The sequence below is a fragment of the Tardiphaga sp. OK245 genome, assembly GCF_900108575.1.
GTDB lineage: Bacteria > Pseudomonadota > Alphaproteobacteria > Rhizobiales > Xanthobacteraceae > Tardiphaga > Tardiphaga robiniae.
The window spans coordinates 64224-76398 of sequence record NZ_FNWZ01000006.1; the positions used below are offsets into that span (position 1 = coordinate 64224).

A 12175-nucleotide genomic window follows, 5' to 3' on the forward strand; every position below is an offset into this window, starting at 1 on the left:
TTGACGCCGGCGGCTTTCGGCAGCCTATGGCACGTCGGATCAACCAAGAAGAAACAAACACACGTGTCGCTTCCTGCACTGGATTCACCGAGATGGCAGGGCAGTGCGGCGGCCTTCCTTTACGGCATGCGGTCGATCACCACGACCATCCTGACGCTGGTACTGTTCGCGACCTATATCGGCATCGGCGCGCTGGCTCATGACACGCATTTCAGCCTGTTCTGGGCGCTGGCCAGCACATTGTTCGTCTGGGCCGGTCCCGCACAGATTATTCTTCTCGTCGCGCTCGGCTCCGGCGCCACGGTGATCCAGGCGGCGCTCGCGGTGACCGTAAGCGCGATCCGTCTGTTTCCCATGGTGGTGTCGGTGCTACCGATGCTGCGCATGCCGGATACCAAAAAGCGGCAATTGATCCTGCCATCGCATTTCATCGCAGTGACGCTGTGGGTGGAGTGTTTCCGGTTGATGCCGCTGGTCCCGCGCGAGCGGCGCATCGCCTTCGTCAACGGGCTCGGCCTCGGACTTGTGTTGTCTTCGCTGACCGCGACGTTCATTGGCTATCACCTCGCGGCCAACCTGCCGCCGCTGTTCGGCGCGGCGATCCTTTTGCTGACGCCGCTGGCATTTCTGCTGTCGACGGCGCGCAACTGCAAGCAGCTCGCCGATATCGTGGCGCTCGTGCTCGGTCTCGCGCTGTTTCCTGTCGTGTCGCTCTTCAACACCGGCGTCGACATCCTGATATCGGGCGTCTCCGCCGGGACGATCGCCTATGGCGTGCATCGCTGGAGGCGGCGATGAGCGACTTCATCGGCGACTGGCATGCGCTCGTCGTACTGCTGCTGGCGGGTTTTCTGCCCAATGAAGTCTGGCGCATGCTTGGCCTGTGGCTCGGCGGCGGTGTCGATGAAGAGTCCGAGATACTGATCTGGGTGAGGGCCGTGGCCACCGCGATCCTCGCCGGCGTCATTGCGCAGATTCTGGTCGTGCCGCCCGGCGCATTGGCGAGCGTTCCGCCGCCGCTGCGCTATGGTGCGGTCGCTGTCGGACTTGTCGTCTTTGTCGCTTTCCGGCGCTCGATCTTTCTCGGCGTCGCGTGCGGCGAGCTGGTGATGGTCACCGGCAAATACATCCTCGGTTGATAGACGACAGTGTCAGGCTGTATCGGCCTTGTATGACTGCGTGAACGCGATAGTCTTCGCCCAACTTAAAAACAATGCGTTGGGAGACGATATGAGATTTCGCGTGCATTCCGCCCTCGTGTCCGGCCTTGTCATCGCGGCGATGGCCGTCACTGCGCCGCTTGCCCGCGCGGCGGAATATCCGACGCGTGTGATCAAACTCGTTGTGCCCTATGCGGCAGGAGGCCCCACCGATGTGCTTGCGCGTCTGGTGGCGGATTATCTCGGGCGCGATCTGAAGCAGACGACCATCGTCGAGAACAAGCCGGGCGCACAAGGCGCCATCGCGGCCGAAGCGGTCGCGCGTGCAGAACCCGATGGCTACACGCTGTTTGTCACGGCTGCATCCATCATGGTGCTTAACCCGCTGCTCTACAAAAAGCTGTCCTACGATCCGCAGAAGGATTTGCGGATGCTGACGGTGGTGACCGATCTGCCTGTGGTGATGGAAGTGCATCCCTCCGTGCCGGCCAAGACGGTGAAGGAGTTCGTGGCTTACGCGAAGGCCAATCCGGGCAAGCTGAATTTTGGTTCGGCCGGCACCGGCGGCACCATTCATCTCGCCGGCGAAATGTTCAAGCAGATCGCTGGCGTCGACATGACCCATGTGCCTTACAAGGGCGCAGGTCCCGCGCTGACCGATCTGCTCTCCGGCAATATCCAGGTGATGTTCGATACGCTCTCCACCGCGCTGCCGCCCGTGAAGGCCGGGTTGCTGCGCCCGCTTGGCGTCAGTTCGAAAGAACGTAGTCCCGATCTGCCTGACGTGCCGACCGTCATCGAGAGCGGCTATCCTGACTATCAGGTCGGCGTCTGGTTCGGTCTGGCGGGGTCGTCGAAACTGCCGGACGATGTCGTGAAGACGGTGATGGCCAGCATGGACCGCGCCTTGAACGACACTGCGTTCCGCGCATCGCTGGAAAAGATCGGCTTCCCCGTACTGCGACCGAAGACGGTCAAGGAGATCAACGAATTCGTTGACGAAGACCGGGCGCGGTGGTCGAAGGTGATCAAGGCGCAGGGTATCTCGCTGGATTGATCGACAGGATGCAAGAACGGTGACCAATGGTTCGTGAGAGTGAAATCCGCGCCGGCGAACTCGCCGTCGATGCACCGAAGCCGAACCATGCGGGCCTCGTCTATATCGGACGCATCCGCACGCCCTGGACGTCGCGGCTGGAAACGCCGCGGCAGGGTCGCCATGACGGTCCGGTGTGCCGGCTCGAAATCTTCGAGCCGTGGGTGCCGGGGCTGAAGGACCTCGACCTCTACAAGCATCTCGAAGTGATCTACTGGCTGCATCTGTCGCGCCGCGACCTCGTACTGCAGAGCCCGAAGAACGACGGCAATGCGCGCGGCATCTTCTCGTTGCGGACGCCGGTGCGGCCGAACCCGCTCGGCACGTCCATGGTCAAGCTGGTGGGGATCGAGGGATCGACCGTGCTAGTGCGCGGGCTCGATTGCCTCGACGAGACGCCGCTGCTGGACGTGAAACCCGATCGCTGCGAATTCACGCCGCTGGCGCCGCCGCAGCCGGGCGATTTCCAGACGGAATAGGGGACGTTACCTCTCCCCGCGCAGAGCGGAGAGAGAGAGAGTGCACGGCCGGTGCGTAGCCTATAGCGCCGCCAGTGCCGCGATCAGCTTCGTCGCGTTGTCTTCCAGCACCTTCGGATCTTCCTTGCGCGACGCCGGCGGCAGCAGGCCGACATTGTCGTGGCGCGGCATCACATGCATGTGCAGGTGAAACACTACCTGGCCGCCGGCGGCCTCGGAATATTGTGCGACGGTCATGCCGTCGGCCTTGAAGGCCTGTTTGCAGGCGGCGGCGATCTTGTGGGCGGCGCGGATGACATGGGCGTAGTCGTCCGGCGTGATGTCGAAGATGTTGCGCGCGGGCGCCTTGGGGATCACCAGCGTATGGCCCGGGGAGCGCGGCATGATGTCGAGGAACGCCAGCACGTGGTCGTTCTCATAGACCTTGTAGCAGGGGAATTCGCCGCGCAGGATCTTGGCGAAGATGTTGTTCGGGTCATACGCGGTCATGGAATCCTCCGGAGAATTTGGGCGACTGTCGCCGCCAGAGGGGAGCCGGTCAAGACGGCTTAATCCTGCTCGTCGCTCTTCCTGAACGGGCCGGCCTCGGTCAATTCGCGGACGGCCTCCGCGACATATTCACGCTCGCGCTGAAGATATTCGCCGACCGCCTGACGCAGTCCGCGATCGGCGATGTAATGCGCCGAATAGGTGGTCTGCGGCAGATAGCCCCGTGCGATCTTGTGTTCGCCCTGGGCGCCGGCCTCGACACGCTTCAGCCCGCGGCGGATGGCGAAGTCGATGGCCTGATAATAGCAGACCTCGAAATGCAGGAACGGGTGATGTTCGATGGCGCCCCAGTGACGACCGAACAGCGTGTCCGAGCCGATGAAGTTGATGGCACCCGCGATCCACTTGCCGTCGCGTTTGGCCATGATCAGCACGACGTCATCGCTCATGCTGTCGCCAATCAACTTGTAGAACTCGCGCGTGAGATACGGCCGGCCCCACTTGCGCGAGCCGGTTTCCATGTAGAAGGCGAAAAACGCGTCCCACGCTTCTTCGGTAATGTCGCTGCCGGTGAGGGGATGGATGGTGATGCCAGCGGCCAGCGCATCGCGGCGCTCGCGCTTGATCGCCTTGCGATGGCGCGAATTCAGCGTCGCCAGGAAATCGTCGAAACTGTTGTAGCCGTCATTGTGAAAATGAAACTGCTGGTCGGTCCGCTGCAGGAAGCCGCGCGCGGCGAGAAATTGCCATTCGCTTTCGCGCGCGAAAGTGACATGGACAGACGATGCATCGGTGGCCTCGCAGAGACCGACGAGACCGCCGGCCAGCGCCGCGCCGACGCGTTCCACATCGACGCCGTCGCGGATCAGCAGGCGCGGGCCGGTGGCGGGCGTGAACGGAACCGAGGCCTGCAGCTTCGGGTAATACTGCCCGCCGGCACGCTCATAGGCATCGGCCCAGCCGCGGTCGAACACGTATTCGCCCTGCGAGTGCGATTTCAGATAACAGGGCACGACACCGACGATGCGGCCATCACTCTTGGCGATCAGATGGCGCGGTCCCCAGCCGGTGCGGGCGCAGGCCGAATTCGACTTCTCGACGGCCGTGAAAAAGGCATGGGACACGAACGGGTTGTAATTGGCTTTCGAGGCGCAACCATTGGCCGCTGGGGCCAGCGTATCGAGGCTCTCAATGCCACCGAGATCGGCATGACCGGTGGCGCAGGCATCCCAGTCCGTGGCCGGAATCTGGCTGATGGACGCCACTGCTTCGAGCGTAATTTCCGATGACGTCATCAATCACTTGAACCGGTCATATGCGATCAACCGTCGCGGTGACCGCTCCTAAGATTGTGCATCGCGCCGGACACTTCAAGTCCCGGCCGCAACGCCTTCAGTTTACGGCACAAAGCCCTCGAAGGTCATCTGGTCGGCATAGCGGGCGGTGATGGCGCGCTGTTCCGGCGTGCGCACGGTCCAGGTCAGGAGCGCGCAGCCGAACAGGTTGCGGGCGATCCAGGGCGCCGGGGCCGGCAGTTCCTTGACCCAGTAGGAGACGAAATGGGGGCGGGTGCGGAAGGCATGGCGGAGATGGCGCATGCCGTCGCGCTGGGCCTGCGTCAGTGTCAGCCACTCGCCGTCGTCATAGCTGCGCTGGGCGGTGATGCCGCGCGGGATCTCGGGGGCGATCTCGCGCATCGCGAGAACCTGATCGGGATCGAACGACATCCAGGCAACCGGCCCGCGATAGGTTTTGAGAATCTCGGCGACGCGGGTGACCAGTTTGCGGTTGCCGTCGAAATGGCTCTTGATCTCGATCACGAGCCCGACGCGGCCATCGATCAGAGCGAGCAGATCGCCGAGCGACATCATGCGCTCAGGCGTGTCCTTGAAGGCTATTTGCTTGAGTTCGGTGGAGGTCTTCGCGAGCAGGGGACCGGAGCCTTCGGTCAGGCGTCCCAACTCATCGTCATGATGCACCATCGCCTCGCCATCGGCGGTGAGTTGCACATCGGTCTCGATGCTGAAATTGCCTGATATGGCGGCGTGCATGGCGCCGGGCATGTTCTCGATAATGCCGCGGGTGCGATCGTGCAGGCCACGATGCGCGACCGGCCGGGCGATAAGCCAGTCAGGTGCGCGCATCGGGATTGTCCTGAATCAGAGCGTTTTCAAGCGAAGTGGATACCGGTTCGCGTGAAGAAAACGCGTCAAAACGAAAAGCTAGATGACTTCGAACACCGCATCGATCTCGACCGCGCAATCGGCGGGCAGCGAGGCGACGCCGACAGCGGCGCGGGAGTGCCGGCCCTTGTCGCCGAAGGCGGCGACCATCAGGTCCGATGCGCCATTGATGATTTTCGGCGCGTCAATGAAATCGGGCGTCGAATTGACGAAGCCGCCGAGACGGACGACGCGGGCCACCTTGTCGAGATCGCCGAGCGCAGCCTTGACCTGGGCCAGGATATTGATGGCGCAGCCGCGCGCGGCATTGACGCCCTGTTCGAGCGTGACGCCGGCGCCGAGCTTGCCCTTGGCGATCAGCTGGCCGTCGGCGCCCATGCAGATCTGACCGGAGACGAACAGCAGATTGCCCGTGCGGACGAAGCCGACATAGTTCGCTACCGGGCTCACCGGCTCGTGAAGCTTGACCCCCAGATCCGCAAGTTTCTGCTCGACCGTTCCTGCCATCGTGATTCCCCAAACAATTGATGATGTGCCTGAACAAAAGTCCCCAAAGGGTTCAGGCACTGTCTGTTTCACCCATACCGCGTCGCCGCGCAAGTGACGATCCGGCGACACCGGGTCGCCGCTGCAACTGTGCGGATTTAGCAAGATTCGCTGCAGAATATGGCATTTCCGCAGTGCGAATCCGGCGTGGCCGTAGTTGCGACGCAATAGGACGCTCTCTATTGTTGTAGTTCCAGAATCCAGGGAAAACCCATGCGCCGCATTTCCTCCGTTTCGCGCCTCCAGGCCGCTTCGCTGGCACTGACCATTGCGACCTTCGTAGCGCCGGTGTCGGCATTCGCGGCTCCGCCTGCTGCGGGCACGCCGTTCGTCGCGCATCAGGCGCTGTATGAGCTGAAGCTGTTGAAGTCGCGGGGCAATGCCAGCGTCAACAGCGCCAGCGGCCGCATCCTCTATAATTTTACCGGCAGTGCCTGCGAAGGCTACACGTCGGACTTCCGTCAGGTCTCGGAGCTGAACAGCGGCGAGGACAAGACCACGCTGAGCGATCTGCGCTCCACCAGCTGGGAAGCCGGCGACGGCAAGAGCTATCGCTTCAAGATCGACACCCGGATGAATGACGGTGATGCCAGCGCCGTCGACGGCATGGCGGAGCGCGAGGGCGATCACGTCACCGTCAAGCTGAAGCAGCCGGTGGCGAAGACCTTCACGCTGGAGGGCTCCACGGTGTTTCCGACCGAGCAGATCCATCGCATCATTGCCGCCGCACGCGAAGGCAAGTCGGTGCTGGAACTGAATGTCTATGACGGGTCGGATACAGGCGAGAAAGTCTACAGCACGCTCACGGTGATCGGGCAGGCGATCCCCGGGGATCGCAAGGTCAGCGAACCCGATCCTTCGACGGGCGATGACGGGATGAAGAAGCTGACGCGCTGGCCGGTCACCGTCAGCTATTACGACAAATCGGCCAAATCCTCCGACGGCGGCGAGCAGACGCCGGTCTATGCGATGTCGTTCGAACTCTATGAGAACGGCGTCTCGCGGTCGCTGATGCTGGACTACAATGACTTCGTCATCGGCGGCGCCATGAGCAAGTTCAATGTGAAGGACAGCAAGCCTTGTAAGTGAGGGATGCCCCTCGCCCCGCCGGGCGAAGCTTTGCTTTGCAAGGCGGGGAGAGGGTGACGCGGACGAAGTCCGCGACGGGTGAGGGGGACTCTCCGAGAGCTGAGCAGGTGGAGAGTCCCCCTCACCCGACTTCCACGCGCTTCGCGCGATTCAGTCGACCTCTCCCCGCAAGCGGGGAGAGGTGAAGTTCGTCACTCCGCCCGCGACAGCCGCATGCTGTCCAGCAAACGCAGGCCACCGCCGCTTTCACTCTTCAGCAGCTTCTTCACCGCGCTCGATGCCGCGATCTCATAATGGTCGGCATAGGCTTCGTGGTTCTTCTCGATATCGTCGAGACGATACAGATAGTTCACCATCAGACTGGCGGACTCGCGCAGGCCCTTGGCTGAGGTGTCGCCGAGCCAGTCGATGCGCTCGAGCCGTGCGCCGTTGCCGAGATGGAAGCGGGCAACGGAATCGATCGGACCGCCGCGCGGGCTCTTGGCTCTCAGGAAGTAATGCGCGGCGAGCTGCTCCATTACGGGCTTGAGCTGCGCCGTCAGCGCTGTGTCGTTGACCCATAGCGGATCGGCGAGCATATCGACCAGCGCCTGGTCTTCATTGGACAGGTTGAGGTCATCGGCCTTCTTGAGCCACTTCATGAAACCCGGCACCGGTGACAGCGTCACGAACGTATCGAGCTTCGGCAATTCGCGGCGCAGTTCCTCGACCACCTGCTTGATCAGGAAGTTGCCGAACGAAATACCGCCGAGACCGCGCTGGCAGTTGGAGATCGAATAGAACACCGCGGTGCGTGCGCGCTCGATCGGCACCGGCTGGCGATCGACGGCGAGCAGCGGCGCGATGGCGCCCGGAATGGTTTCGGTGAGGGCGACCTCGACGAAGATCAGCGGTTCATCGACAAGGGCCGGGTGGAAGAACGCGTAGCAGCGGCGATCCACGGGATCGATGCGGCGGCGCAGATCGTCCCAGTCGTGGATCTCATGCACCGCTTCATATTTGATGACTTTTTCGAGCACATTGGCGGGCGTGGACCAGTCGATCTTGCGCAGCACCAGAAATCCCCTGTTGAACCAGGATGCCAAGAGATGAACGACGTCGCGATCGACGGCGTTGAGGTCTTTGTTACCATTCTTCAGATCGAGAAGATCTTCACGCATCTTCACGAGTTCGCTGGTCGCGTTCGGCGCGCGGTTCAGCCGGCGAAACAGCTCCTGCCGCTGTGGCTCGGATGCGAAATGCAATTCGCCGGAGACGTCGCCGGTCGGCTTGGCACGCCATGCTTCGATGGCCTTCTCAAGCTTGTCACGATCGGGACCGTAATTCTGTGCGAGGTTCTCGAAGAAGGTGAGACGACCGGCCTCGTCGAGACTCTTGTAGCGATCGAGCACGCCGCGCGCGAGGACCGTGCCGGACGCTTCGCCGCGTCCTGACAACAGCTCCGTACAGAGTTCGATCAAATCCGATGCGTTCTGTTTGGGATCGACAGATGCGGGACCGAGCCGCAGCAGAGTGCGTCCGCGTTCCGAGATGGATGCGAGGAGATCGGAGAAGAAGGAGTCATTGCTCATGGTGAATCAATTCCCGGGCTGGCAGTCCAACCAGTCTGCTTCAATATAGCCCATAGCGAGGCATATTGCGCGATCATTTGAAGCATGAAACAATTGTGAGTGGGGAGCGCTTCGGCAAGAGAATTGCATTCGTTTCTGACTGCGGCCGGATCGCTGAAAACAGAGGAATTCAGGATGAAGCGGATCGCATCGAAGCGTGGCGTTGTGGCGGCTCTGGCACTCGGAGCGTTGCTGAGCAGTGGCTCGGCATTTGCCCAACAAACCATCAAGGTTGGCTGGACCATCCCGGCCGAAGAATCCAAATACTGGATGATGAAGCGTCCGCAGGAATTCGCGGATCTCGGCAAGAAATACAATATCGAGTGGGTGCAGTTTCAGGGCACCGCGCCGATGACGCAGGCACTCGCGGCCGGCGCGCTGGATTGCGCGACGCAATCGGTGCTGGCACTGGCGCAGGGCGTGCAGAGCGGCAACCTCAAGGCTTCGATCGTTGCGCAGCACGTGTTCGAAAAACCGGGCAGCTTCTCGGTCTATTGGGCGGTAAAGGACGACTCGCCGATCAAGACCATCGCCGACCTCAAGGGGAAGACGATGTCGATCAACACGCTCGGCTCCGGCATCTATGGCCCGATGGCGATCTTGCTGAAGCAGGCCGGCCTCGATCCGGCCAAGGACGTCAAGCTGGTTGAAGTCGGCTTCGCGCTCTCGGAAGAAGCGCTGCGTTCGGGCCGTGTCGACTCCGCCGTGATGAACCAGCCGTTTGCTGCGCGCATGGAAGCCAAGGGCGGTACCCGCAAGCTGTTCTCGCTGTCGCAGCAGCAGGATGGCATCGTGCACATCCTCGAAGCCTGCCGTGCCGACTTCATCGAGAAGAATCCGGAACTGGCCAGGATGTATGTGCGCGATCTGACGCTGGGCATGCAGAAGGCGCTAGCCAACCGCGACGAAACCCTGAAGGTCGTCAACGAAGTGATGAAGGCGCCGATCCCGGTGCTGGAAACCTACCTGTTGAAGGATAACGACTTCGCACGCGACCCCGGCGCCGCGCCGAATTTCGATGCGATTCAGAAGATGCTCGACACCTATGTCGAGTCCGGAATGCTGCCGAAGAAGCTCGACGTCTCCGAGCTGAAGGGCAAGGTCGTCGCGCCGATCAAGTAACGGCGAGCTGCATCAGTGACTACGTCATGGCCGGGCTTGCCCCGGCCATTTTCGTTTCGCGCCCCTCTATCAGCCGTCATTGCGAGGAGCCTTTGCGACGAAGCAATCCAGTTCTTCCTTCGCTTGTGGCTTTCTGGATTGCCGCGTCGCTTCGCTCCTCGCAATGACGGCCGAGAGGGCGTAGCTTCTACTACTCGCTCGTCGCGTCCGACATGCCGCTGTCGATCAGGAGATCCAGCGTGTATTTGATCGTTGCGCGTTCGTCGTCGCTGAAGCGCTTCAGCAGTTCCGCCTCATGTTCGAGCGCGGCCTTCTGCACGGGCTTGACGCGCGCGCGGCCCTTTGCGGTCAGGTAGAGCGTGACGCGGCGCCGATCGTTCGAGGTGCTCTTGCGCTTGAGCAGATCGTCGCGCTCCATGCGGTCGAGCACTTTCGTCAGGCCGGGTTGCTTCATCAAAGCCATTGCGGCGAGCTCGCCAACCGAGAGCCCTTCGACATCGGCAAGGCAGGCCAGCACGCGCCATTCCGGCACCGTGAGGTCCCATTCCTTCAACCGCGCGTGAAACGAGCTGGATACGTTGAAGCTGGCGCGCGCCAGCAGATAGGACAGGTAGCTGCGTGCAAAACTGTTGCTGGCCAGGGCCGGCGCACGTGGCTGTGCCTTGTCAATGCGGCGCAGTTGTCCGGAGTGGAAGACGAGGGGGTCGTGATTGCGCTCGACGAAGTGCACGACTTCACCGACCAGGATCGTGTGGTCGCCGCCGGGATAGCGCGCCCAGGTCTTGCATTCGAAGATCGGTGCGAGGCCTTCGATCAGCGGTGCGCCGCTGATGCCCGGCGCATGGGCGATATCAGCAAACTTGTCGGAGCCGCGACGGCCGAAACGCATCGCGAGCTCGCCATGATCGGCGCCGAGAAAATGAATGGCGAAAGCGTCGGCTTCGACGAAGGGATCGTGGCTCGGTGAAGATTTCGCGACGCTCCACAGCACCAGCGGCGGATCGAGCGACACCGACGAGAAGGAGTTCGCGGTCATGCCCACGGGATGATCGCCATTGGTGGCGGTGACCACGGTGACGCCGGTCGGAAACTGGCCCAGCGCCTGACGGAAGGTGGCGGGGTTGACCGCCTGCGCCTTGTCCACGAGCTTGTCGTCCGCGACCTTGTCCTGCGCCGTCTTGTCAAACGCCATGGAATTCGCCGCTCCGCGACATCCGCGACTGCCCAAAATACAGCGCCGGATTGTCCTTCAAGATTAAAAATATTCCTTTTCATATAACATGACCGCGCCTATCATCCAACCATAATCGCTTTAAAACACGGAGAAACGGCATGCTGGCGGATCGCATCGAGGCGAAATGGATCGACGCATTCTGCGAGATCTTCGAACGCTGCGCGGTCGAGCCCGGCGACACTGCCGCCATCCTCTCCGAGACGCAATCGCGCGCGCTGAATGTGCACATTGCCGAATTGGCATTGCTCCGCATGGGCGCGCGGCCGTTCCACGTCGTGGTGCCGACGCCGCGCAACAAGCAGGTCGTGCCAATCCGCTCCACCGGCGCGTCCGAAGCGATCCAGCAGCTCGGGCCGGTGGTGTCAGCATTGCAGCAGGCGGGTTTCGTCGTCGACTGCACCATCGAAGGCCTGATGCATGCCAAGGAAACACCGGAGATACTGAAGGCCGGCGCGCGCATTCTCGTGATTTCCAACGAGCATCCGGAAGCGCTTGAGCGCATGGTGCCGGACTCGGCGCTCGAAAAGCGCGTGCGCGCGGCGGCGAAGATGCTGCGCGGCACGAAGCACATGAAGGTGACCTCGAAGGCGGGCACCGATCTGGACGTCAACATGGAAGGCGCAGCCACCGTCGGCGTCTGGGGCTGGACCGACAAGCCGGGCACGCTGGCACATTGGCCGGGCGGCATCGTCGTGAGCTTCCCGAAGAGCAAGACCATCAACGGCACAGTGGTGATGGATGCGGGCGATATCAATCTGACCTTCAAGCGCTATCTGACGTCGCCGGTGAAGATGTTGTTCAAGGACGACTATCTCACCGAGCTCACGGGCGAGGGCGCCGATGCCGAGATGATGAAGCGCTATCTCGCGGCGTGGGGCGACCGCGAAGCCTATGCCGTGTCGCATGTGGGCTGGGGCATGAATCCCAATGCGCGTTACGAGGCGCTGCAGATGTATGACCAGCGCGATACCAACGGCACGGAAATCCGCGCGGTGGCCGGCAACTTCCTGTTCTCGACCGGTGCCAATGAATTCGCGGGCCGTTACACCGCGGGGCATTTCGATCTGCCGATCTTCAAGACCACAATCACGCTCGACGGCGTGGATGTGATCAAGGACGGCGTCGTGCAGGACGTGTTCGGCTGAGTCCGAACACGTCGCTCCAAGC

13 protein-coding genes are annotated in these 12175 nt (G+C 62.0%); 7 read left to right on the forward strand and 6 right to left on the reverse strand.

Annotated features, from left to right (window positions below; all coding sequences use genetic code 11):
- Positions 1–63: 63 nt before the first annotated feature.
- The 4 genes from BLW80_RS26750 to tsaA all read left to right on the forward strand — a co-directional run bounded on the left by BLW80_RS26750 (position 64) and on the right by tsaA (position 2735).
- The gene (locus tag BLW80_RS26750; protein ID WP_170849813.1) at positions 64–798 is read left to right on the forward strand and encodes an AzlC family ABC transporter permease; all 735 of its coding nucleotides are present in this window, start codon (positions 64–66) and stop codon (positions 796–798) included.
- Positions 795–1139 (forward strand): AzlD domain-containing protein, encoded by a 345-nt coding sequence (locus BLW80_RS26755; protein WP_093761293.1) that lies wholly within the window; start codon positions 795–797, stop codon positions 1137–1139. Before BLW80_RS26750 ends, BLW80_RS26755 begins: the two co-directional genes overlap by 4 nt.
- A 91-nt stretch (positions 1140–1230) precedes the next feature.
- Entirely contained in the window at positions 1231–2217 is a 987-nt protein-coding gene (locus BLW80_RS26760; RefSeq protein WP_244528457.1) for a Bug family tripartite tricarboxylate transporter substrate binding protein, read from the forward strand.
- A gap of 26 nt (positions 2218–2243) precedes the next feature.
- Positions 2244–2735 carry a tRNA (N6-threonylcarbamoyladenosine(37)-N6)-methyltransferase TrmO gene (gene tsaA / locus BLW80_RS26765; protein WP_092144388.1) on the forward strand — a complete coding sequence of 164 codons (492 nt, stop codon included), beginning with the start codon at positions 2244–2246 and terminating at the stop codon, positions 2733–2735.
- Between the two features lie 60 nt (positions 2736–2795).
- On the opposite strand, the gene BLW80_RS26770 is transcribed toward tsaA, so the two are convergent.
- The 4 genes from BLW80_RS26770 to BLW80_RS26785 all read right to left on the reverse strand — a co-directional run bounded on the left by BLW80_RS26770 (position 2796) and on the right by BLW80_RS26785 (position 5914).
- A complete protein-coding gene (locus BLW80_RS26770) occupies positions 2796–3224 on the reverse strand; it encodes an HIT family protein (RefSeq protein WP_089263737.1) in 429 nt (142 codons plus the stop codon).
- A gap of 59 nt (positions 3225–3283) precedes the next feature.
- A complete protein-coding gene (locus BLW80_RS26775) occupies positions 3284–4519 on the reverse strand; it encodes a GNAT family N-acetyltransferase (RefSeq protein ID WP_170849814.1) in 1236 nt (411 codons plus the stop codon).
- A gap of 102 nt (positions 4520–4621) precedes the next feature.
- Positions 4622–5368 (reverse strand): glycerophosphodiester phosphodiesterase, encoded by a 747-nt coding sequence (locus tag BLW80_RS26780; protein WP_093761297.1) that lies wholly within the window; start codon positions 5366–5368, stop codon positions 4622–4624.
- Positions 5369–5446: 78 nt separating this feature from the next.
- A complete protein-coding gene (locus BLW80_RS26785; protein WP_089263740.1) occupies positions 5447–5914 on the reverse strand; it encodes a RidA family protein in 468 nt (155 codons plus the stop codon).
- 252 nt (positions 5915–6166) lie between these two features.
- Here BLW80_RS26785 and BLW80_RS26790 point away from each other — a divergent pair, with 252 nt between their 5' ends.
- Positions 6167–7042: a cell envelope integrity EipB family protein gene (locus BLW80_RS26790; protein ID WP_093761299.1), complete on the forward strand. Its 876-nt coding sequence runs from the start codon at positions 6167–6169 to the stop codon at positions 7040–7042.
- 191 nt (positions 7043–7233) lie between these two features.
- Here BLW80_RS26790 and BLW80_RS26795 read toward each other — a convergent pair whose 3' ends face one another.
- Positions 7234–8613, reverse strand: coding sequence for a malonyl-CoA decarboxylase (locus tag BLW80_RS26795; protein ID WP_093761301.1), 1380 nt, complete (start codon positions 8611–8613; stop codon positions 7234–7236).
- A 174-nt stretch (positions 8614–8787) separates the two neighbouring features.
- Here BLW80_RS26795 and BLW80_RS26800 point away from each other — a divergent pair, with 174 nt between their 5' ends.
- Positions 8788–9774 (forward strand): ABC transporter substrate-binding protein, encoded by a 987-nt coding sequence (locus BLW80_RS26800; protein ID WP_068732554.1) that lies wholly within the window; start codon positions 8788–8790, stop codon positions 9772–9774.
- Between the two features lie 190 nt (positions 9775–9964).
- Here the strand turns inward: BLW80_RS26800 and BLW80_RS26805 are convergent, their stop codons facing one another.
- Entirely contained in the window at positions 9965–10966 is a 1002-nt protein-coding gene (locus BLW80_RS26805) for a flavin reductase (protein ID WP_093761303.1), read from the reverse strand.
- 140 nt (positions 10967–11106) lie between these two features.
- On the opposite strand from BLW80_RS26805, the gene BLW80_RS26810 reads away from it, so the two are divergent.
- Positions 11107–12153: a 2,5-dihydroxypyridine 5,6-dioxygenase NicX family protein gene (locus BLW80_RS26810; protein WP_093761305.1), complete on the forward strand. Its 1047-nt coding sequence runs from the start codon at positions 11107–11109 to the stop codon at positions 12151–12153.
- Positions 12154–12175 lie beyond the last annotated feature (22 nt).